Raw genomic sequence first — 21,616 nt, 5'->3', positions numbered from 1 at the left:
ACGGGGCATGACGACGACGAGCGAGGCGCTGGGGCGGGCCGCCGACGTCGACGCGGGGCGGGCCGACGTGCGGCCGGCGCTGCGGCGGCTGGGCGCGATCGGTGCGTTCGAGCGGGACGACGACGACCCGACCGAGGCGCTGCTGGCCTCGGTGCGGATGGTCCGGGAGCTCGCGTCGGTGTCGCTGGCCACCGCGTTCGCCGCCTGGTCGCAGCGGATGGTGCTCGAGTACCTGCGCTGCTGCCCGCCGCCGCAGCCGCAGCCCGACCTGGTCGCGGGGCTGCGGGCGGGCACCGTCCCGGGCGCCACCGCGCTCGCCCCGGCGGTCGCCGACCTCGCCGGCACCGGGACGCTGCCGGTCACCGCCACCCGCGACGGCGCCGGCTGGCGGCTGTCGGGCACCGTCGGCTGGGCGTCGAACCTCTTCGACGACGCCGCCGTCGTGGCCCCCGCGCGCACCCCGGACGAGGGCCGCGTCGTCGTGCTGTTCCGGCTGACCGACCCCGGCGTGACGCCGACCGGGCACTTCGACCTGCTCGGCCTCAACGGCACCGGCACCGGCGGGCTGCACCTCGACGGCGTCGCCGTCGGGCCGGGGCGGGTGCTCAGCGACGACCTCGCCTCCTTCATGGCGGTGTGCCGGCCGGCGATGCTGCTGCTGCAGACCGCGCTCGCCCTCGGCGTCGCCGACGCCGCGCTGGACGCGGCGGCCGAGCACGTCCCCGGCGTCCTGCGGGCCGACGTCGACGCGCTGTCCGAGCGCCGCGACGACGCCGCCCGGCGGCTGGAGGACCTCGCCGGCGACCGGGTGGGCGTGGGCCCCGGCGACCTCGCGCGGCTGCGGCTGGCCGCCCTCGACGTCGCCGCCGAGGCCGTGCGGCTGGAGACGGCGGTCAGCGGCGGGCCGGGCTACCTCGCCGCCAGCGACACCGCCCGGCGGGTGCGCGAGGTGGCGTTCCTGCCGGTGCAGGCGCCGACGTACGCGCAGCTCCGCCGCGAGATCACCGCGGCCGGGCACCGGCAGTAACCTGGGGACATGCCGCGTGAACAGGGGCGCAAGCTCATCGCCCAGAACAAGAAGGCGCGGCACGACTACTCGATCCTCGACACCTACGAGGTCGGCCTGGTGCTCACCGGCACCGAGGTGAAGAGCCTCCGCGCCGGCCGGGCGTCGCTGGTCGACGGGTTCGCCACCGTCGACGACGGCGAGGTGTGGCTCCAGCACGTGCACATCCCCGAGTACACGCAGGGGACCTGGACGAACCACGCCCCGCGCCGCAAGCGCAAGGTGCTCATGCACCGCGAGGAGATCGACAAGCTGATCGGCAAGACCCGCGAGGGCGGCCTGACGCTCGTGCCGCTGGACCTGTACTTCAAGGACGGGAAGGTCAAGGCCACGCTCGCGCTGGCCAAGGGCAAGAAGTCCTACGACAAGCGCCAGGACCTCGCCGAGCGGGACTCCCGCCGCGAGATCCAGAAGGCGTTCGGCCGCTACGTGAAGGGGCGTCGTTGAGGGGCACGCGGTGAGGGGGATCGCCTACGACCGGTTCGGCGGCCCCGACGTCCTGGAGCTGCGCGACGACCTGCCCGAGCCGCCGGTCGGCCCGGACACCGTGCTCGTCCGCACGCACGCCGCGGGGGTCAACCCGGTCGACGTCGGCATCCGCGAGGGCCACCTGGCCGGGGCCTTCCCGCACCACTTCCCGATCGTGCCGGGCTGGGACCTCGCCGGGACCGTCGAGGCGGTCGGGCCCGCGGTGCACGACCTCGCCCCCGGCGACGAGGTGTTCGGCTACCTGCGCCGCGACGACGTCCAGTGGGGGACGGCCGCCGAGCTGGTGCCCGCGCCGCAGCGCTGCGTGGCGCGCAAGCCGGAGTCGCTGTCGTTCGCCGAGGCCGGGGCGCTGCCGCTGGCCGGGCTGACCGCCTACCAGGCGCTCACCGAGGCGCTCGACGTCGGCGAGGGGGACCGCGTCCTGGTGCACCGCGCGGCGGGCGGGGTCGGCTTCTTCGCCGTGCAGATCGCCGTCGCGCTCGGCGCGCACGTCATCGGCACCGCCAGCCCGCGCAACCACGGCTTCCTCCGCGACGCGGGCGCCGCCGAGGTGCTCGACTACTCGGCCGGGCCGATCAGCGCGCAGCTGTCCGAGCCGGTCGACGCCGTCCTCGACCTCAACGGCGGCGACGCGCTCACCGACGCCCCGAAGCAGGTGCGCGACAGCCCGGGGGGTGTCACCCGGGTCACCAGCGTCGTCGACCCCGCGGTCAACGAGATGGGCGGGCGGTACGTGTTCGTGCGGCCCGAGCGGCACGACCTCGAGGAGCTCGGCCGGATGGCCGACGCCGGCCAGCTCCGGGTCTCCATCGCCCGGGCGTTCCCGCTCGAGCGCGCCGCCGAGGCCCACGACCTGGTGGCCGGCGGGCACGTGCGCGGGAAGGTCGTCGTCACGCTCCGCTGAGCGCACCCGGCGTGGCGGCCGGCGCTCCGGGTCGCGGCCTTCCGGGGCGCGCGGGCGCGGAGCAGCCTGCCCGCATGCCCGGGCCACGGCGTGCGCTGTCCCTGCTGGTCCCGCTGGTCACGGCGGTGGCGCTGGCCGGTGTCCCGGTGACGGCGGTCGCCGACACCGCGCCGGCGCGGGACACCGCGGCGCTGCAGGCCGCGCTGACCGACCTCGTCCAGCAGCCCGGCGGCCCGCCCGGGGCGGTGGTGACGCTGGGGCGCGACGGGGACCTCGACGTCCTCCCCGCCGGCGTGGCGGACCTCGCCACGGGGCGCCCGCCCGCGGCCGGGGACGCCGTGCGGGTCGCCAGCGTGGCCAAGGCGTTCAACGCCGCCACGGTGCTGGCCCTGGTGTCCCGCGGGGTCCTCTCCCTGGACGAGCCCGTCGGCACCTGGCGGCCGGACCTGCCGCCGGCCTGGCAGCCGGTCACCCTGCGCCAGCTGCTCGGGCACACCAGCGGCATCCCCGACTTCAGCCGGAGCGAGGCCTTCGCGGACGCGCTGCTGTCGTCGCTGCAGGACCCGCCGCCGCCGCGGGAGCTGCTGTCCTACGCCGAGGACGAGCCCCTGCTGTTCGCGCCGGGCTCGGAGTACCGGTACTCCAACTCCGACAACGTGGTGGCCGGCCTCGTGGTCGAGGCGGTCACCGGCCGTCCCTACGCCGAGGTGCTGGCCGCGCTGGTGCTGCGGCCCGCCGGCCTGACCGCCACGGGCCTCCCGGCCGGGCCGGACCTCCCGACCCCGTACCTGCACGGCTACGACGTCTCCGAGCAGCCGCCCGAGGACGTGAGCACGGCGATCGCCGCCGGCTGGTCGTGGGCCTCGGGCGGGGTCGTGTCCACCCCGGCCGACCTCGCCCGGTTCGTCGGCGTCCACGTCCGCGGCGACCTCACCGACCCGGCGACCCGGGCCGAGCAGTCCACCTTCCGGCCGGGGTCGTCGGAGCCGCCGGGCCCGGGGGAGAACTCCGCCGGCCTCGGGGTGTTCCGGTACGACACCCGCTGCGGCACCGTCTTCGGGCACACCGGCAACACCGCGGGCTACACCCAGTTCGCCGCCGCGACCGCCGACGGCGCGAGGACGGTCACCGTCTCGGTCACCGGGCAGCTCACGCCGGGCAGTGCGCCGGAGCTGTTCCCGCGGCTGCGCGCCGTGTTCGAGCTGGCCACCTGCGCGGCCGTCGCCGGACACCGGTGAGCCCGGTCCCCGGGCCGGCGCTACGTTCGCTCGGGTGAGCTGCGATCCACCGGTCGACGACGACGACGTCCCGCGGTTCTGGCGCGAGCTGGGCCTGCCCGGCCTGGTCGACGTGCACGTGCACTTCCTGCCGCCGCGGGTGCAGGCGAAGGTGTGGTCCTACTTCGAGGCGGCGGAGACGCACTACGGCACCGGGTGGCCGGTGCACTACGCGCTGCCCGAGGACGAGCGGCTCGCCGTCCTCGACCGGCTCGGCGTCCGTGCCTTCCCGACCCTGCCCTACCCGCACAAGCCGGGGATGGCCGGCTGGCTCAACGACTGGTCGTCGGGGTTCGCCGACGCGCACCCGCAGGTGCTGCGGTCGGCCACGTTCTTCCCGGAGCCGGAGGCGCCGCACTACGTCGCCGAGGCGCTCGACCGCGGGGTGCGGGTGTTCAAGGTGCACGTGCAGGTGGGCGCCTTCGACCCGCGCGACCCGCTGCTGGACCCGGTGTGGGCGCGGCTGGAGGAGACCGGCACCCCGGTCGTCGTCCACTGCGGCTCCGGCCCGCTGCGCGGCGCGCACACCGGCCCCGGGCCCGCCGCCGGCCTGCTCGAGCGGCACCCGCGGCTGCAGCTGGTGATCGCGCACCTGGGCATGCCCGAGTACCGGGACTTCCTCGACCTCGCCGAGCGGTACGAGCGGGTGCACCTGGACACCACGATGTTCGCCACCGACTTCACCGAGCGGCTCATGCCCTTCGACCGCGCCGACCTGCCGCGGCTGGCGGCGCTGCGGGACAAGGTGCTGCTCGGCAGCGACTTCCCGTCCATCCCGTACCCCTACGCCGAGCAGCTGGCCGCGCTGTCCCGCCTCGACCTCGGCGACGACTGGCTGCGCGCGGTGCTGCACGACAACGGCGCCCGGCTGTTCGGGATCGGTGCCCGGTGATCCGGTTGACCGCCCCCGTCCTCGGCACGCCGGACCCGCGCGGGCTGGCCCGCTTCTACCGGCGGCTGCTCGGCTGGCCGATCCGCGACGACGGCCCCGAGTGGGCCACGCTGCGCCCCGACGACGGCGGCACCGGCCTGTCCTTCCAGCTCGAGCGCGACCACGTGCCGCCGGTGTGGCCGCCGGAGCCGGGCACCCAGCAGATGCAGGTCCACCTCGACCTGGAGGTCGACGACCTCGACGCGGCCTGCGCGCTCGCCGAGGAGGCCGGCGCCCGGCGGATCGGCGGCTACGACGACCCCGGTGAGCTCGTGCGGATCTACGCCGACCCCGCCGGCCACCCGTTCTGCCTGTTCGTGCGGGTCTGAAACCCGGTCGCCCGCGCCCGCGGAGCCCACCTAACCTGACCGCCCGTGACCGACGTGCTCCCCGCCGACGTGACCGGCCTGCCCGCCGGGCTGACCGCCCGCCCGCTCACCCTCGACGACGCCCCTGCCGCGGCCGACCTGCTCGCGGCCGCCGAGGCCGTCGACGACACCGGCGAGCACGAGGACGCCGGCGACCTGGCCGAGTGGTGGGGCCGCGAGCTCGTCGACCTGCCCTCCGACGGCCGGGCCGTGGTCACCGGGGACGGCCGGCTGGTGGCCTGGGCGACGTCGATCTCCCAGCGCGGCGGCCGCGAGGCGCTGCGCGTCTGGGCCGAGGGCCGGGTGCACCCGGACTGGCGCGGGCGCGGCATCGGCCGGGCGCTGGTCGACTGGCAGGTGCGCCGCGGCACCGCGCAGCACGCGGCGTTCGCCCCGCCCGGGCTGCCCGGCCGGCTCGTCGCCAGCGCCTGGCCCGCGATGACCTCGCTGGAGCGGCTGCTGGAGCGCCGGGGCTTCGCGGTCGAGCGGCTGTTCGCCACCATGGAGCGCCCGCTCGACGAGCTGCCCGCCGTCGACGTGCCTACCGGGATCGAGCCGGCGCCCTTCACCTGGGACCGCGACGACGAGGTGCGCCGCGCGCACAACGCCGCGTTCACCGAGCACCACGGCTCCACCGAGCGCGACGAGACCGCCTGGCGCACCTGGTTCACCGGCGTGCGGGCGTTCCGGCCCGACCTGTCGGTGCTGGCGCTGGACGGCGACGGCGCCGTCGCCGGGTACGTCCTCGCCTACGTCTACGAGGCCGACACCCGCGCCACCGGGATCCCCACCGTCCACTTCGGCCAGATCGGCGTGCTGCCCGGCTCCCGCGGGCGCGGCGTGGCGGGCACGGCCATCGCCGCCGCGCTGGCCCGCGCCGCGGCCGACGGGTGCCGCGCGGCCCGCCTCGACGTCGACACCGAGAACACCACCGGCGCGTTCGCCCTCTACGAGCGCGTCGGCTTCCGGGTCGCCCGCACCCACCACGCCTGGGCGTTCCCGGTCCCGCCGGTCGCCGGCTGATGCGCCCGGCGCGGGAGGCGGACCTGCCGCTGGTCGAGGCGGCCGAGCGGGCCTACGTCCGGGACGTCGAGCCCGCGCAGGAGGCGGCCTGGACCGCGGCGCTGGACCGCAACCGGGCGCTGTGGCGGGACAACCTGGCCCGCACCACCGTGCTCGAGGTGGACGGGGACCCCGCCGGGTTCGTGATGTGGACGCCCGACGACGGGGCCGCGCTGGTGGTGACCGTGCAGGTGCTGCCGCCGTACCGCCGGCGGGGCCACGGGCGGCGGCTGCTCGAGGCGTGCGCCGCCGACGCCGCGGCCGCCGGCCACGCCGAGGTCCGGCTCGGCGTGCACCGGGACAACCCGGCCCGCGCCCTCTACGAGACCGCGGGTTTCGTGCCGGCGGGGGAGGACGGCGAGTACCTGCTGTACCGCCGGGCGGCCCGGGCCGCTCGCTAGGGTCGCCGGCATGGTCACCGCCGATCAGCCCGTCCTCGACCCCGCCCTCGTCGGCCGCGCGCACCGCGCCGTCGAGCCGCTGCACAACCACGTGTACTTCGTGCCGGAGACCGATCAGCACCTGACGGCGGTCGGCCTGCGGCCCGGGCGGATGGTCTACTTCGCCGGCCGCGCGGCCCCGATGGGCGCGGTCGGCCCGGGCGTGGTGACGGCGACCTTCTCCAACTTCTCCCCGGCGCTCGTGGCGCGGCACGTCCCGCGGGCCTGGACGCTGGCCTCGCCCGCGCAGGTCGTGGAGGCGCGCTCCGCCGCCGCCCGCGCCTCGCTGACCCGGCTGCTCGGCGGCGAGGAGGCCGCCGCCGCACCGGAGGTCGCCGAGCTCGGCGACCTGCTCGCCGACGCGTGCTCGGTGCTCCCCGCCGAGGGACGTCCGCTGTACGCCGGCCACGCCGACCTGCCCTGGCCGGAGGACCCGGTCACCCGGCTCTGGCACGCCGCGACGCTGCTGCGCGAGTGGCGCGGCGACGGGCACGTCGCCGTCCTGGTCCACCACGGCCTGTCGGGCCTGGAGGCACTGGTCACCCACACCGCCACCGGCCGCGGGTTCCTGCCCGCGTCGGCGAAGGCCACCCGCGGCTGGAGCGACGAGGACTGGGCCGCCGCCGCCGCGCGCCTGGCCGACCGCGGCCTGCTCGACGGCGACCGGCTCACCGAGGCCGGTCAGCGGCTGCGCGCCGACCTCGAGGCCGAGACCGACGCGCTGGGGACCACGCCGTGGGCGCACCTGGGCCCGGAGCGCACCGCCCGGGTGGTCGAGCTGGGCAAGCGGATGTCGGCCACGCTCGTCGCCAACGGCGCCTACCCCTCCGGCGTCTTCGCCGGCCGGTGACTCCGCGGCTGCCCGAGGCGCCCGGCGAGGGGCCGACGGCGGACCTGCTGCGCGCCCGGCGCGGCGGCGTCCTCTCCGCCCTCGACCGGCTGCTGCTGCACAGCCCGCCGGTGGCCGAGGGCTGGAACGCGCTGCTCGGCGCGCTGCGCGGCGGCACCACGCTCCCCGCCGACCTGCGGGAGCTGGTCGTCCTGCGGGTCGCCGTCCTCGCCGGCGCGGAGTTCGAGTGGGCCGCGCACGAGCCGATCGCCCGCCGCGCCGGGCTCACCGACCTGCACCTGCGCGTCCTGCGCGCCGACGACGCCACCGCCGAGCCGGTGTGGACGCCGGCGCAGGCCGCCGTGCTGGCGTTCACCGACGCCTCGGCCGGCGCCGTCACCGTCCCCGACCCGGTGTTCGCCGCGGTGCGCGAGCACCTCGACGACCGCGGGGTCGTCGAGCTCGCCGTGCTCGTGGGCGGCTACGCGATGGTCGCCCGGTTCCTCGTGGCTCTGGAGGTGCCCCCGCCGGAGGGAGAGGTTCCGGGCTGACCCGGTTCTCCCTATCGTGTGCTGCAGGTCACACCCGGGGAGCTGCCATGACCACGACCGACCGTCCTCCGCAGCGCACCGACGTCGACGCCGCCTTCCGCGGCTCGGCCACCTACCGCAGCCTGGGGGAGCAGCAGCTCAGCCCCGCCGAGGAGCGCTTCGAGAAGGGCCGCCGGACCGTCGGGCTGTTCCTCGCCCCGGTCGTGACGATCGTCTTCGCGCTGCTCCCGCTGGACCTGCCCCGTGACCAGCACCTGCTCGCCGCGGTCCTGCTGGGCGTCATCGTCCTGTGGATCACCGAGCCGGTGCCGATCCCGGTGGGCGGCCTCATCGGCGTGGGCGCGATCGTCGTCCTCGGGGTGGTGCCGGCGGACGACGCGGTGGGGCCGCTCGGCTCGACGACGGTGTTCACCTTCATCGGCGCGTTCATCCTGGCCGCGGCCATGCTCAAGCACGGTGTCGCGCGGCGGTTCGCGATGGCGATCCTGTCGATGCAGTGGGTCGGCGCCTCGACGGCTCGGGTCGTCATCGCGTTCGGGCTGATCACGGCGGTGCTGTCGGCGTTCGTCTCCAACACCGCCACCGTGGCGATGCTGCTGCCCACGGCGATCGGCATCCTCTCGGTGATCGCCAAGCTGATGCAGGACAAGGAGCTGGTCCGGCCGGACTTCGACCCGCTGCGGCTGCGGGTCGGCGTCGCGCTGATGCTGATGCTGGCCTACGGCGCGAGCGTCGGCGGGCTGATCACCCCGGTCGGCACGCCGCCGAACCTGATCGGCCGCGGGCTGATCGAGGAGGCGACGGGGGAGCGGATCGGGTTCCTCGACTGGATGCTCATGGCGCTGCCGATCTGCGCGCTGATGTTCGTGGCGCTGGCCGCGGTCCTGCTGCTGCTCAACCGGCCGGAGATCAAGCGGATCGAGGGCGTGCACGAGTACGTGCGGCAGGAGCGCGCCCAGCTCGGTCCCGTCTCGCGGGCGGAGAAGAACACGCTGATCGCCTTCGGCATCACCGTCGCGTGCTGGATCTTCCCCGGCGTCATCGCGCTCGTCGCGGGCACCGACTCCGACGTCTACACGACGATCAGCGACCGCATGGACGAGGGCATCATCGCCGTTCTCGGGGCGTCGCTGCTGTTCCTGCTGCCCACCGACTGGAAGCGGCGGGAGTTCACCCTCAACTGGTCCGACGCCGCCAAGATCGACTGGGGCACGATCCTGCTGTTCGGCACCGGGATCATCTTCGGCTCGCTGCTCGCCGACACCGGCCTGGCCGAGACGATCGGCAACAGCTCCGCCGACTGGCTCGGCCTGACCAGCACCTTCGCGATCACGGTCTTCGCGGTGATCCTGGCGATCATCATCAGCGAGACGACGTCGAACACCGCCTCCGCCGCGGTCGTCGTGCCGATCATCATCCCGGTGGCCGTGGCCGCGAGCATCAACCCCTTCGTGCCCGCCCTGGCGGCGACCTTCGCGGCGTCCTTCGGGTTCATGCTGCCGGTGTCGACACCGCAGAACGCGATCGTCTACGGCTCCGGCGTCGTGCCGATCACCAAGATGATCCGCTCGGGGATCTCCTTCGACGTCCTGGGCGCACTGCTGATCGTGGTCCTGCTGCCGGTGATGGTGGACCTGGTGCTCTCGGTCTGACGAGTGAACGGAGGGGGAACTCTCCCTCTCCGGGAAGCCCTCCCGCGCGGGGACGTGTCACGATGGACGACGGCCCGCGGGATGCCGGGCGCCGGTCGACGGGGAGGAGGGCGAGCCATGCGCAGCGAGCCCCCCAGTCCCAGTCCCGAGGCCCTCCCCGCCTAGGTCCCGGTCGCGCCACGCGCGCCGGGGCAGCGCTCGCGTGGAGGGCCTCCGCTGAGTCCCGCCACCCAGCGTCCCCCGGGAGCCCGTCATGGCCGACCGTCGCCTCGCGCCCCTCACCGCCCTGTCCACCCTCGGCCGCCGTCCGCGGCCGCAGGTCCTGCGGCCGGTGCCGCCCCCGCAGCCGGCACCGCCGCAGCCCGAGCGCCAGTCGCGCCTGGTCGACAACGCCGTCTACGCGAGCGGCCGGCGCATCGCCACCCCGCCGTCGGCGGAGGAGAGCCACGACTGGCTGACCGAGGGCTTCGACGACCGGCTGGTGTGGCTGGGCCTCTACCGGCCCGAGCCCGCGGAGCTGGGGGAGCTGGCCGAGCAGTACGACCTGCCCGACCTCGCCGTCGAGGACGCGATCCAGGCCCACCAGCGGCCCAAGTTCGAGCGCTACGGCGACACGCTGTTCGTCGTCCTCAAGGCCGCGCGCTACCTGGACGCGGCCGAGGAGGTCGAGTTCGGCGAGCTGCACCTGTTCCTCGGCCGGCAGTTCGCGATCACCGTCCGGCACGCCGAATCGCCGGACCTGGCCCGCGTGCGGCGGCGGCTGGAGAGCGAGCCGGCGCTGCTGGCCAAGGGCAGCGAGGCGGTGCTGTACGCGATCCTCGACGCCGTCGTCGACGGGTACTCGCCGGTGGTCGCGGGCCTGGCCAACGACATCGACGAGATCGAGACCGAGGTCTTCCGCGGGGACCCCGGCGTCTCGCGGCGCATCTACGAGCTGTCGCAGGAGGTCCTGGAGTTCCAGCGGGCCGCCCAGCCGCTGACCGGGATCCTCGCCGCCATCACCGCCGGGTTCGACAAGTACGGCGTCGACGAGGAGCTGCGCAGCTACCTGCGCGACGTCGCCGACCACGTCACCCAGGTCAACGAGCGCATCGAGGCCTTCCGGCTGCAGCTGCGCGACATCCTCACCGTGAACGCGACCCTGGTGGCGCAGCGGCAGAACGACGAGATCCGCGAGCTGACCGAGGCCTCGATCGCGCAGGGCGAGGAGGTCAAGAAGATCTCCGCGTGGGCGGCCATCCTGTTCGCCCCGACGCTGGTGGGCACGGTCTACGGGATGAACTTCGACGACATGCCCGAGCTGTCGTGGCACCTCGGCTACCCGTTCGCGCTGGTGCTGATGCTGGGCGTGAGCCTGACGCTGTACGCCGTCTTCAAGCGCCGCGACTGGATCTAGCGACGTCCCTGTCCCGAGTTGATCATCGGCCGCGTGCACGACGACACGCCGTCGCCCGGCGTGTCGGGCGGCAGTCACCCGATGATCAACGCGCCGGGACGCCGAGGGAACAACCCGGTGGCCGGCCCGGTTACGATGGGTGGACAACTACACAGGGGGTGAATGGTCTCGACTTCGGTCGTTCGACCAGGGGAAGCGAGCCGAGGAAGGCAACGATGACCTCGTTAACCATGCGTTGCGACTCACAAGTGCCGCTGATAAGCGCACTGACTTCGCTCTCGCTGCCTGACAGCAGCTAGGCGGGTCTGTCAGCCCGGGTTCGTCATCGACCCGGATCCTGGCATCAGCTAGATGACTCACCGTGCGTGCCGGTCACGGGCGCGCACGGGACACCCAACAGTGACTGGGCCCGTCACACCGACCCGTCCGTGGGATCGGTGGGGCCGAGCAGAGACGGAGCGGACTGCGCTCGGAGAAGCCCTGGTTCTGCGTCGAAGGACGCGGGTTCGATTCCCGCCACCTCCACCCTGCACGACGAACCGCCCCGGACCGCGAGGTCCGGGGCGGTTCGTCGTCCGGTCGACTGCTCAGCCCGCGGCGGGACGCCGTGCGGCCGGCGGGTCCTCCCCGACCAGGTCGTCCACCGACTCGCGGATGAGGTCGGCGTGGCCCACGCGCCGTGCGTCCTCCTCGATCAGGTCGACGAGGAGACGGCGCAGGCCGGCGACCTCACCGTCGGCCCAGCCCGAGCCAGGTGTTCGAGCAGCCCGCCCAGGGTGATCGACGACGCGCCGACCGTCGCGCGAGGCCAGCCTCGTCCAGCCCCCGGTCTTCCACGAGCTCCGCCCGGCACGGGCCTCGTGGGGTGGAGCAGCTGTCAGTCGGTTTCGTGCGATGCCCGTGCTGTGCGTTGGTGCCTGGTCTCCGCCCGCTTCCGGATCCCGCGCAGCATGCGCCGCATCATCGGGTAGTCGCCGAACTCCATCAGCACGACCGTGCCCAGGACCAGCGGACGCGACCACTCGTAGACGGTGGCCAGTCGGGTGAGCACCCGCGTCCGTCCCCCGGGGAGCGGCACCAGGCGCCAGGCGAAGGTCCGGTTGGGCGTGCGCCACAGCAGCCACTCCGGTGCGACGAAGCCGTCGACGACGAACGCCGTCCGCGCCGACGGCCGCGGGACCATCGCCAGCCGCTGACCGACGTGGACGTCCTGCAGGTCGGGGACGACCTCCCGGGCGCTGGGCAGCGCGAAGTCGTCGAGCAGGTCGTTGGCGTACCAGCCGCCGCGTCGGTAGCCGACCTGCACGAGCCAGGGCCAGACCTCCTCCGGTGGGGCGTCCACGGTGATCGCCCGGGTGGCGACGTACTGGGCCCGGGGGAGCAGGTCGTCACCGGGCATCGCTGCCGCGACCTCCTCGGGGCGGGCCCCCCACGTCCGGTGCCGGCGCCGGACCAGCGGGGCGAGCAGGCAGAGCGGCAGGTCGACGACGACGTTCGCGATCTGGCGGGGCAGGTCTGCCGCGGTGTCGCGATAGGACGGCGGACGCACCCGGGACGAGGGCGGCGTCCTCGGGGCGACGGCGGTCGTCACGTCGCCGGCTCCGCGGCCCGCACGGCCGGCTCGTGTCGGTTCCGGCCGGTGGCGTGGGTGAGGGACATCTGCACTCCTCGTGGGAGGTCCGTGCCGTGCCGTGGCTCGGCGCGGCGGGGTCACGTCGGGAGCGGGTGGCGGTCGCGCCGGCCGGACCCCCGCGCGGCGAGGAGCCTGCGCGACTCGGTGACGAGCGTGACGATCCCGGCCACGAGCAGCACGGCGGCGAGGACGCCGAGGACCAGCTCGATGCCGCCGGTCGTGGCCCGGCCGTCACCGGTGGCCTCCACGACGGCCGTGGCCGCCACCACGCCGACGCCGCCGACGCTGATGAGGACCGTGAGCAGCACGCTCGTGCCCTCCGCGGAGCGCGCGGGCGGCAGGACGTTCTGGACGGCGACCTGGCCGAGGGAGTACCCCATGCCGGTGGTGACCCCGCAGAGCGCGAGCGCGAGGACGTAGAGGGGCAGGGGGCCGGCCACGGCCAGCAACACCAGCGCCGGCGCGGCCAGCAGGAGCGCCGCCGCCATGACGATCCCGGCCGGGAAGTGCACGGAGAGCGGTCCGGACAGGGGCCCGCACGCGGCCAGCCCGACCGAGGAGGCGAGGAAGACCAGGCCTGCGGCGGCCGCGGACAGCCCCCGGACGTCCTGCAGCTCGAGGGTCGCGAGGACGATGAACACACAGGCCCCGATGTTGGCGATCGTGCCCGCGACGGTGAGCACCACGAAGACCCGGTCGCGCACCAGCGACGGGCGGACCAGGGGCGCCGGGACCCGCGTCTCCACCACCGCGAAGACCGCGAGCAGCGCGAACCCGGCCACCAGCGGCACGATCGTGATCGGGCTCGCCCAGCCCTCGGCGCCGACGTCGTCGATCGCCACGCTCACGAGGGCGAGCCCCGCGACCACCGAGACCACGCCCCACCAGTCCAGCTGCCGGAGCGTGCGGGGCCCGGTCTCGTCGCGAGACCCGGGCAGTCGCAGGACGCCCCAGAACGCCAGCGCGGCGATGGGGACGTTGAGCAGGAACACCCACCGCCAGCTGACCTCCGAGGCCAGCACGCCGCCGACGACCGGACCCAGCGCCGTCCCGACACCCGCGATGCCCAGCAACGTGCCGGTGACCCGCGGCCGCTCGTCCCCGGTCGTCGCGTTGGTGACCAGCGCCAGCGCCGTCGGCATGATCATCGCGGCGCCGAGCCCCTGTGCCACACGGGCGGCGATGAGCACCGGGACCGCCGAGGTGAGCCCGCACACCAGCGACGTCAGCGCGAACACCGTGATGCCCAGCAGCAGCACGCGGCGCCGTCCCAGCACGTCGCCCGATCGCCCGGCCGGGATCAGCAGCGACCCCAGGGCGATCATGTAGCCGCTCAGCAGCCACTGCAGGTCCGTCGTGGTCGACCCGAGGTCGGCCGCGATGGTCGGGAGCGCGAGGGCGAGTGAGAAGAAGTCCAGCTGGATGCAGAACAGCGCCCCCGCCACGGGCAGGAACGGCAGCGTCCGCCGCAGGGTCCCGGGTGTCGTCATGAACGACCGCCCCCTCGTCGCGCCCCGCCAGTCTGGCAGCGCCGGGGCGTGGGGGACAACGACCGCGGCCGCGCCCGGTCAGGACGGCCGGGGCGGCCTCAGGTGCGCAGTCCCTCCGCGGGTGCGGAGAACAGGGCGGCCGCGTTGTCGTCGAGGAGGGCGAAACCGTCGACCATCTGGGCGCTCACCCGCCAGCGTCCGGGGGCCGCGTCCCGGCGGAACCGCCACGTGTGGAAGGCCTGTCCGGTGAACTCCTCGCTCACCGCGGCCTCGGGGAGCCTGCGGCGCAGGGAGAAGCGCAGCCGGGTCCGTGCCGTCAGCTCGTCCTCGGAGGTCCGCCGGGCGTCCATCACCTGCAGGACCTCGTGGGACTCGTCGAAGAACACCGACCGGGAGGCGAGGAAGTCGGCCAGCCCGTCCGGACCGCGCCACGTGCGGCCGCCGACGAACCCCGTCTCGAAGTCCTCCGTCAGGATCTTCTCCAGCATCTCCTCCGCGGGCACGTGCGCCTGGAGGAGGCGGAAGTAGTCCTCGATCGCGGTCAGGACCAGGGGCTCGAGGACCTCGGGATCTGCCATGGGATCTCCCTGCGCAGCAACCGGCACAGCCGGCGCCATGCTCGCACCGCGGGCGGCGCCGGTGGAGGGAGCGACTCCTCACCGCTGGTGGACGGTCGCCACGGGCACCCCCGTGCCGGGCGACGTCGCGGTGGACAGCGGCGGCGACCACGCTGCGGGCAACGGCGACCCGGCCCGGTTCACCCATGTCTCCTGCAACCAGTCACCTCTCCGTGGCCCGGCTGCCGCCGGGACGGCTCCCGAGGGTCCGGGGAGGCAGAGATGGCACAGACGGTCGCGCGGAGCAGGACGGCGCCCGCGACGGGACCCGGGCGCTGCTCACACCCGTCCCGTCCACGGGAGCCGCAGCTACCCACACCGGCGGCGTGGGGGACGGGATCGCGCCGATCCCCCCGGTCGCTCCGGGTGCAGTCCACGCTGCCGGCGCGGGGAGCGGTGGGGGAGTTCGCGGTGACGGACGAGCAGACCGGTGTCCACCCGTGGGCGGACCGGCCGACGGACCCGGCGATGGTCCAGGTCACCCTGCCCTCCCGGATCTCGACCGGCTGGCACACGCACGGCGGGCCGTCCACGACGTCGCCGAGGAGAGCGCGGAGCCCGCCTGGTCCCCCTCACCCCCCACCTGCCGCTGGGCGGGTCCGGCACTGGTCCCCGCTGACTCGCCGCACGGCCACGCACCCGCCGGGGCGGGACGCTCGGCTCTGTCGTGTGCGGCGGGAGGCGGGGACAGTCGGCCGCGCGGCGATGCCGCAGGGGCGTCGTCGCCTGCTCGAGAGAGGAGTGGTGGCATGTACGCCCGAACCACCACCATCCGTGGCAACCCGCAGCACGTCGACGCCGGCATCACCTACATGCGCAACGAGGTGCTGCCCGTCATGCGGCACATGGACGGCTTCGTCGGCCTCTCGATGCTCGTCGACCGGGACGCCGGCCGCTGCATCGTCACCTCCGCCTGGGAGGACGCGAGGGCGATGCGCTCCAGTGCCGAGCACGTGCACCCGATGCGCATGCAACTGGTCGGGATCTTCGGCGGCGAGCCGGAGGTCCAGGCGTGGGAGATCGCGGTCCTGCACCGGGCGCACGAGACCCACGACGGCGCGTGGGCCCGGCTCACCTGGACCCGCGGGGACCCTGCGGACACCGACCGGGCGCTCGACACCTACCGGTCGCTCACGATGCCGCGCATCGAGCAGATGCCGGGCTTCTGCAGCCTCAGCCTCCTGGTCGACCGCGACGGTGGCCTGGCCGTCGGCACCGTCACCTTCGACGACCGCAGCACGCTCGAGGCCTCACGCGAGCGGGCCCGTTCCCTCCGCGAGGAGTCCGTCCGGGCGATGGGCCGGGAGGTGGTCGACATCGCCGAGATGGAACTCGTCCTCGCCCACCTGCGGGTGCCCGAGACCGTGTGACCCGTCGGGAGGAAGGGGCGCCGTGCGCCCCTTCCTCCCGACGACTACACACGGAACAGCGGGGTACGGATGTCGGACGGTCGGCCCGGCCGAGGACCTGCCGCCGGCGTCCTACCTGCGTGGCAGGGGTGGGAGCGGAGTCATGAGAACCGGTGCGGCACGCGACCACGTCGGGAACTTCCACGAGGCCGGGTTCTACTCCTCGGACGCTGAGTTCCTGGCGATGATCGTCCCCTTCGTGACGCAGGGGACCACCGTCGGCGAGCCGGTCGTCATCGGCTACGACACCCGCAAGTGCGACCTGCTCCGGGCGGTGCTGCCCCGGCCCGAGGCGGTCACCTTCCTCGCGGACGCGGGGCTCTACGCCTCGCCCGCGCGCGCCATCGAGGCCTACCGGCAGCAGTTCGAGCGGCACGTGGCCGCCGGCGCGGGGCAGGTCCGGATCGCCGGCGACGTCCCGCACGAGGGCAACGGCGGGCGGTTCGAGGGCTGGGACCGGTACGAGTCGGCGGTCAACGTCGTCTGGCAGGACCACCCGGTGTGGAGCCGCTGCCTCTACGACGCCACGACCGTCCCGGACGCCGTGCGGGACGTCGTCGAGCGCACCCACCCCCGCCTGGTCACCCCGGACGGCGGCGCCGGCGCCAGCCCCCGCTACCAGGACGTCGCCGAGTTCGAGGGGCTGCCGCCGACGGCCGACCCGCTCGAGCGGACGACCCCGGTCGTCGACCTGGCCGACGCCTCGCTGAAGCAGACCCGGCGCCGCGTCCGCGACGCCGCGCGCGAGCTGGTCGGTGCCACGGCGCTCGACGAGCTGCTGTTCGCGCTGTCCGAGGCCGTCGTCAACGCGCAGCTGTACGGCCGCCCACCCACCACCGTCCGGGTCTGGACCGGGGACGGCCGGGTCGTCGTCCACGTGCACGACACCGGCCCAGGGCCCGCCGACCCCCTGACCGGTCTCGTCCCCGCCCCCGAGAGCGCGGCGGGGGCCGGGCTCGGTCTGTGGCTGAGCTCCCGGCTCACCGAGGTCGACGTCGCGCTCGTCACCACCGACGGCTGCACCGTCCGGTTGCGCACCGGCCCGCCGCCGGGCCCCGCGCAGGAGGCCGGGGACGGGCCCGTCCTGCGTCCCGGCACCGCGCGCGGGAGTCCCCGTGGCCCGGGCGCGGTCCACGCCGTCGACGGCGACGGGTCGTCGTTCTGCGGGGACGTCCCCGCGGCCCGGCTCGACCCGGCCCGCGAGCGCTCCTGGTCCGACGTCCCGCCCGGCGAGCGGTGCCGGCGGTGCGAGCTGCTGCTGGACCACCACGGCCTCGGCTAGCGGCGCCCGGAGGACAAGGGCCCTGGTGGGTGACGGGGAGCCGCCCTACGTTCGGGGCGGCCGAGGAGGCGGCCACCGAGCGCGACCACCGGAGGCGTCCCGTGGACAGCCCCTACCGAGGTCAGGACGACGTCCACGTCCTGCCCACCAACCTCTCCCTGCCGGGGGTCGGCGTCCTCCCGATCAACGCCTACCTGATCACGTCCGAGGAGCCGGTCCTCATCGACAGCGGCCTCGCCGTCGACGCGGACCAGTTCCTCGACGCGGTCGGCTCGATGATCGACCTGCGGACCCTGAAGTGGGTGTGGCTCACCCACGACGACGCCGACCACACCGGCAACATCCAGCGGATCATGGAGGCGGCGCCGAACGCCCGGCTGGTCACGCACGGGTTCGCGGCGCTGCGCATGTCGACGTGGTGGCCGGTCCCCATGGAGCGGGTGCACGCCATCCGGGCCGGTGACGAGATCCACGTGGGGGACCGCACGCTCACCGCGGTCGCCCCGCCGCTGTTCGACAACCCGATCTCCCTCGGCGTCCTGGACCGCTCCACCGGGGCGCTGTTCACCGTCGACGCCTTCGGGGCGCTGCTCCCGGAGCCCACGCAGGACACGTCGGACGTGTCCCCGGAGGCCCTCGCCGGCGGCATGATCGGCTGGGCCACCGCGGACTCGCCGTGGGCGCACCTCACGGACGAGGCCGAGTTCGGCCGGGTCCTCGACCGAGTCCGGCAGATCCAGCCCCGGCGGATCTTCTCCTCGCACCTCCCCGTCGCGAGCGGGACGGAGCTGGAGGAGTTCCTCCGGGTGCTGGCGCAGGTCCCCACCGCCGAGCGGTTCGTGCCACCGGACTCCGAGCAGTTCGCCGACATGATCAAGGCCATGGCGGCGATGCAGCGCGCCGGCGAGCAGGTCCCCGCGACCCCGACGGCGGCCGGCCCGCAGGAGCCCGGCGTGTCCCCGCCGACGCCGCGACGGCCGAGCTCGCCGGTGGGCGAGACCGTCCGGAGCCCGTAGCCGTACACGGGGGTCCCGTGGCCGCGGGACCCCCGGTGACACCTCAGGCGGGGACCAGGTCACGCCGCCCGGGCGCCGGCGCCGGGGCCGTGCGGAAGCCGCGGGCGATGAGGTACACCGCCAGGCTCATCTCCCACACGGTGACCGGGACGGCGCAGAGGAAGCCCCACACCGAGACCTGCTCGTAGACGCCGAACAGCACGGCGGTGGACGAGAGGAACACCAGCGGCCCGCCGACCAGGCCGGTCACCGCGATCCACCGGGGCGCCAGGTGGCCCCGGTGCACCAGCGCGGCCAGCAGCAGGGTGTTGACGCCGATGACCAGGCCGGGGCCGACGAGGAACGTCGCGTCGTGCAGGGCCACCAGCCCGCGGGCGACGGCGACGGACGACGCGTCGTCCCCGGCCGACCGGAGCCCGACCACCGCGAGCACGCTGACGATCCCCACGACGATCACCGCCGCCTCGAGCAGCCGCCCGCACGTGTAGCCGAGGGCCAGTGCCCGGCCGTGCCGCTCGACGACCGGGTACGCCGCGACCGCGGTGCCGATGCAGGCCGCGGCCAGCACGACCTCCAGCAGCGCGCCCCAGCGCGCCTGCGTGTCCGCGCCCGCCCCCAGCACGTACCCGGGGTCGCCGAGCAGCGGCTGGTACAGCGCCAGCGCCGCGACCGCGCTGACCGCGGCGACCAGGAAGAACACGCCCGTGACGACGGCGGCTCCGCGGGACTCCCTCATGACCATGCCTCCTCCGAGATGGTGGTGTACGGCGTACACCGGCGGCGCGGACGCTAGGGTGTACGATGTACACCCGTCAAGCAGGGGAGGGTCGGATGGCACGGGAGCCCCTGAACCGGGCGCGGGTCCTCGCGGCCGCGGTGGCGCTCGCCGACGAGGCGGGCCTGGGTGCGGTGAGCATGCGGCGGCTGGCCCAGGAGCTCGGCGTCGTCCCCATGGCGCTGTATAAGCACGTCGCCGACAAGGACGAGCTGCTCGACGGGATGGTCGACGTCGTCATCGGGGAGTTCGAGGAGCCCACCCCGGGGGCGGACTGGCGCACCGCGGTCCGGCAGCGGCTGCTCTCCGCCCGCCGGGCGGTGCTGCGGCACGCCTGGGCGCGGAAGGCGATCGAGTCGCGCACCCACCGGACGCCCGCCGTCCTCGGCCACATGGACGCCGTCGCCGGCACCCTCCGGGCCGGGGGGTTCTCCGTCGACCTCACCCACCACCTCATGCACGCCCTCGGCAACCGCGTCTGGGGCTTCAGTCCCGAGCTGTTCGAGGAGCCGCGCGACGACGGCGCACCCGAGCCCACGCCGGAGGAGCGGCAGGCGGTGGCCGCGGAGTTCGCGCGGCGGTTCCCGCACGTGCTGGAGATCGCCGCGGCCGCCACCGGTGGCGACCTGTCCGCGGTCGGGCAGGGCTGCGACGAGGACTTCGAGTTCGCCTTCGCCCTCGACCTGCTGCTCGACGGCGCCGAGCGGCTGCGCGCGCGGGGCTGGCGCAGCTCGCCGTCCTGACGGGTGCGCGGCGGCTCAGACGGCGAGGAGCTGGTGGACCAGCCGGATCGCGATCGAGCCCTCGCCGACGGCGGAGGCCACGCGCTTGACCGACCCGTGCCGGGCGTCGCCGGCCGCGAGGACGCCCGGGAGGCTGGTCTCCAGCGGCAGCGGGGGACGGCCGAGGGTGCGGACGGCGCCGGCGCTCACGTCCGGCCCGGTCATGACGAAGCCCGCGGGGTCGCGCTCGACGGCCGGGGGCAGCCAGTCGGTGTGCGGCCGGGCGCCGATCATGAGGAACAGCGCCTGGGCGTCCACCGTCTCCTCCGCGCCGCTCGCGCGGTCCCGAAGCACGAGGTGGTCGAGCCGGCCGTCGCCGCCCCCGCCGACGACCTCGGTGCCGGTCCGCACCTCGACGCCGGGCGTCCCCTCGACCTGGCGCGCGAGGTAGTGCGACATCCCGGCGTCGAGCGACGCGGCCCGCACCACGAGGGTGACCCGCTCCGCGAAGCGGGCCAGGTGCAGCGCCGCCTGCCCGGCGGAGTTGGCGCCCCCGACGACGTAGACCTCCTCGCCCGCCACCAGCGGGGCCTCCGACGCCGCTGCGCCGTAGGAGACGCCGGCCCCGCGCAGCGCCTCCAGCGACTCGACCCCGAGCCGCCGGTAGCTGGCGCCGGGCGCGAGGACCACCGCGCGGGCCACCACGACCCCGCCGGTGTCGAGCGAGACGACGATGCCGTCGGGCTCGCGCGCGAGGTCGGTGACCTCCTGCATGAAGGCGAACCGGGCGCCGAACAGCCACGCCTGCTCGTAGGCGCGGCGCGCCAGCTCCCCGCCGGTCACGCCGCGGGGGAAGCCCAGGTAGTTGCGGATCGCCGAGCTGGAGGTGGCCTGGCCGCCGATGCTGCCGGAGTCGACGACGATCGTGCGCAGCCCCTCGGAGGCGCCGTAGACGCCGGCGGACAGCCCGGCCGGTCCGCACCCGACGATGACGAGGTCGTACCGGTCGCCGGACGGGTCGATCGCCGTCCCCGCCGCCCGCGCGATGTCGAGGTCGGTGGGGTCCTCGAGGACCGTCCCGTCGGGCATGACCAGCAGCGGCAGCCTCCGCCGCTCCCGGTCGGCCAGCAGGACGCGGCCCTCCGCGGAGTCGGCCAGGCAGAAGCGGTGCGGCATCGCGCAGCGGCCGAGCACCTCCCGCAGCTCGTACGCCCGGCCGGTCCAGGTCTCGCCGACGACGTCGATCGTGTGCGGCGCGCGGCGCCGCGTCTGCGCCCAGGCGAGCAGGAAGCCCGACACCGCCTGGTGGAACTGCTCGTCCGGCGGCGGCGCGGGGCGCACCAGGTAGTGGTCGATGCGGCCCCGGGCGATCGCCTCGAGGACCGCGTCCCCGGTGCCCGGGTCGCCGACGTGCGCCCAGGGGACGAGCAGGGCGCGCTCGGCGTGCGGGAACCGGCCGCGCACCTCGGCCAGCAGCTCCGTCCCGGGGGCACCGGACACCGTCTCGCCCGCGAGCACCAGGGCGACCTCCTCGCCGGCCCCCGCGAGCTCGTCCAGCAGGGCGAGCGCCTCGTCCGCCGACCCCCGGCACAGCACGCGGTAGTCCCGCTCGTACCGGCTGCGCAGTTCCCGCCCGACGGCGTCCAGCAGGGCCGGGTCGTCGTCGACGGCGATCAGCACCGGACCGCTCATGCGGGCGCAGCGTAG

The 21,616-nt window shown here is 75.1% G+C and carries 22 protein-coding genes and 1 other RNA gene; 17 read left to right on the top strand and 6 right to left on the bottom strand.

Features of this window, described 5'->3' with window-relative positions:
- Positions 1-7: 7 nt before the first annotated feature.
- The 13 genes from ACI8AB_RS16360 to ssrA all read left to right on the top strand — a co-directional run bounded on the left by ACI8AB_RS16360 (position 8) and on the right by ssrA (position 11,493).
- Positions 8-1,027 (top strand): hypothetical protein, encoded by a 1,020-nt coding sequence (locus tag ACI8AB_RS16360; protein WP_456950968.1) that lies wholly within the window; start codon positions 8-10, stop codon positions 1,025-1,027.
- Positions 1,028-1,036: 9 nt separating this feature from the next.
- Positions 1,037-1,513, top strand: coding sequence for an SsrA-binding protein SmpB (gene smpB, locus ACI8AB_RS16355; protein WP_387986096.1), 477 nt, complete (start codon positions 1,037-1,039; stop codon positions 1,511-1,513).
- Positions 1,514-1,523: 10 nt separating this feature from the next.
- Entirely contained in the window at positions 1,524-2,459 is a 936-nt protein-coding gene (locus tag ACI8AB_RS16350) for an NADP-dependent oxidoreductase (protein ID WP_456950967.1), read from the top strand.
- A 74-nt stretch (positions 2,460-2,533) separates the two neighbouring features.
- On the top strand, positions 2,534-3,697 hold the full coding sequence (locus ACI8AB_RS16345) for a serine hydrolase domain-containing protein (RefSeq protein WP_456950966.1): 1,164 nt from the start codon (positions 2,534-2,536) through the stop codon (positions 3,695-3,697).
- A 34-nt stretch (positions 3,698-3,731) separates the two neighbouring features.
- Positions 3,732-4,628 carry an amidohydrolase family protein gene (locus ACI8AB_RS16340; protein ID WP_456950965.1) on the top strand — a complete coding sequence of 299 codons (897 nt, stop codon included), beginning with the start codon at positions 3,732-3,734 and terminating at the stop codon, positions 4,626-4,628.
- Positions 4,625-4,996, top strand: a complete 372-nt coding sequence (locus ACI8AB_RS16335) for a VOC family protein (protein ID WP_456950964.1) — start codon at positions 4,625-4,627, stop codon at positions 4,994-4,996. The genes ACI8AB_RS16340 and ACI8AB_RS16335 overlap by 4 nt, the downstream gene beginning before the upstream one ends.
- Positions 4,997-5,041: 45 nt before the next feature.
- On the top strand, positions 5,042-6,058 hold the full coding sequence (locus ACI8AB_RS16330) for a GNAT family N-acetyltransferase (RefSeq protein WP_456950963.1): 1,017 nt from the start codon (positions 5,042-5,044) through the stop codon (positions 6,056-6,058).
- Positions 6,058-6,498, top strand: coding sequence for a GNAT family N-acetyltransferase (locus ACI8AB_RS16325; RefSeq protein ID WP_456950962.1), 441 nt, complete (start codon positions 6,058-6,060; stop codon positions 6,496-6,498). The genes ACI8AB_RS16330 and ACI8AB_RS16325 overlap by 1 nt, the downstream gene beginning before the upstream one ends.
- A 10-nt stretch (positions 6,499-6,508) precedes the next feature.
- Positions 6,509-7,387, top strand: a complete 879-nt coding sequence (locus ACI8AB_RS16320) for an SCO6745 family protein (RefSeq protein ID WP_456950961.1) — start codon at positions 6,509-6,511, stop codon at positions 7,385-7,387.
- Positions 7,384-7,917, top strand: a complete 534-nt coding sequence (locus ACI8AB_RS16315; protein WP_456950960.1) for a carboxymuconolactone decarboxylase family protein — start codon at positions 7,384-7,386, stop codon at positions 7,915-7,917. The genes ACI8AB_RS16320 and ACI8AB_RS16315 overlap by 4 nt, the downstream gene beginning before the upstream one ends.
- Positions 7,918-7,964: 47 nt before the next feature.
- On the top strand, positions 7,965-9,569 hold the full coding sequence (locus ACI8AB_RS16310; RefSeq protein WP_387986076.1) for an SLC13 family permease: 1,605 nt from the start codon (positions 7,965-7,967) through the stop codon (positions 9,567-9,569).
- Positions 9,570-9,822: 253 nt separating this feature from the next.
- Positions 9,823-10,965, top strand: coding sequence for a magnesium and cobalt transport protein CorA (locus ACI8AB_RS16305; protein WP_387986074.1), 1,143 nt, complete (start codon positions 9,823-9,825; stop codon positions 10,963-10,965).
- A gap of 154 nt (positions 10,966-11,119) precedes the next feature.
- Positions 11,120-11,493, top strand: a transfer-messenger RNA (tmRNA) gene (ssrA, locus tag ACI8AB_RS16300).
- Positions 11,494-11,552: 59 nt separating this feature from the next.
- Here ssrA and ACI8AB_RS16295 read toward each other — a convergent pair.
- The 4 genes from ACI8AB_RS16295 to ACI8AB_RS16280 all read right to left on the bottom strand — a co-directional run bounded on the left by ACI8AB_RS16295 (position 11,553) and on the right by ACI8AB_RS16280 (position 14,666).
- Positions 11,553-11,777 (bottom strand): mycothiol transferase, encoded by a 225-nt coding sequence (locus ACI8AB_RS16295; protein ID WP_456951025.1) that lies wholly within the window; start codon positions 11,775-11,777, stop codon positions 11,553-11,555.
- 65 nt (positions 11,778-11,842) lie between these two features.
- A complete protein-coding gene (locus ACI8AB_RS16290) occupies positions 11,843-12,556 on the bottom strand; it encodes a hypothetical protein (protein ID WP_456950959.1) in 714 nt (237 codons plus the stop codon).
- 119 nt (positions 12,557-12,675) lie between these two features.
- Positions 12,676-14,088: an MFS transporter gene (locus tag ACI8AB_RS16285; protein WP_456950958.1), complete on the bottom strand. Its 1,413-nt coding sequence runs from the start codon at positions 14,086-14,088 to the stop codon at positions 12,676-12,678.
- A gap of 98 nt (positions 14,089-14,186) precedes the next feature.
- Positions 14,187-14,666: a hypothetical protein gene (locus tag ACI8AB_RS16280; RefSeq protein WP_456950957.1), complete on the bottom strand. Its 480-nt coding sequence runs from the start codon at positions 14,664-14,666 to the stop codon at positions 14,187-14,189.
- 788 nt (positions 14,667-15,454) lie between these two features.
- On the opposite strand from ACI8AB_RS16280, the gene ACI8AB_RS16275 reads away from it, so the two are divergent.
- The 3 genes from ACI8AB_RS16275 to ACI8AB_RS16265 all read left to right on the top strand — a co-directional run bounded on the left by ACI8AB_RS16275 (position 15,455) and on the right by ACI8AB_RS16265 (position 18,412).
- The gene (locus ACI8AB_RS16275; protein WP_456950956.1) at positions 15,455-16,075 is read left to right on the top strand and encodes a hypothetical protein; all 621 of its coding nucleotides are present in this window, start codon (positions 15,455-15,457) and stop codon (positions 16,073-16,075) included.
- A gap of 142 nt (positions 16,076-16,217) precedes the next feature.
- On the top strand, positions 16,218-17,396 hold the full coding sequence (locus tag ACI8AB_RS16270; RefSeq protein WP_456950955.1) for an anti-sigma factor RsbA family regulatory protein: 1,179 nt from the start codon (positions 16,218-16,220) through the stop codon (positions 17,394-17,396).
- Positions 17,397-17,497: 101 nt separating this feature from the next.
- Positions 17,498-18,412 carry an oxygen-binding di-iron domain-containing protein gene (locus ACI8AB_RS16265; protein WP_456950954.1) on the top strand — a complete coding sequence of 305 codons (915 nt, stop codon included), beginning with the start codon at positions 17,498-17,500 and terminating at the stop codon, positions 18,410-18,412.
- A 43-nt stretch (positions 18,413-18,455) separates the two neighbouring features.
- Here the strand turns inward: ACI8AB_RS16265 and ACI8AB_RS16260 are convergent, their stop codons facing one another.
- Positions 18,456-19,148: a DUF4386 domain-containing protein gene (locus ACI8AB_RS16260; protein WP_456950953.1), complete on the bottom strand. Its 693-nt coding sequence runs from the start codon at positions 19,146-19,148 to the stop codon at positions 18,456-18,458.
- A gap of 95 nt (positions 19,149-19,243) precedes the next feature.
- On the opposite strand from ACI8AB_RS16260, the gene ACI8AB_RS16255 reads away from it, so the two are divergent.
- Positions 19,244-19,930 carry a TetR/AcrR family transcriptional regulator C-terminal domain-containing protein gene (locus ACI8AB_RS16255; protein WP_456950952.1) on the top strand — a complete coding sequence of 229 codons (687 nt, stop codon included), beginning with the start codon at positions 19,244-19,246 and terminating at the stop codon, positions 19,928-19,930.
- Between the two features lie 15 nt (positions 19,931-19,945).
- On the opposite strand, the gene ACI8AB_RS16250 is transcribed toward ACI8AB_RS16255, so the two are convergent.
- Entirely contained in the window at positions 19,946-21,601 is a 1,656-nt protein-coding gene (locus ACI8AB_RS16250; protein WP_456950951.1) for an FAD-dependent oxidoreductase, read from the bottom strand.
- Between the last annotated feature and the right edge of the window lie 15 nt (positions 21,602-21,616).

It is taken from the genome of Geodermatophilus sp. SYSU D00698 (genome assembly GCF_054050335.1).
This window is presented reverse-complemented; position numbering and strand designations above follow the sequence as displayed.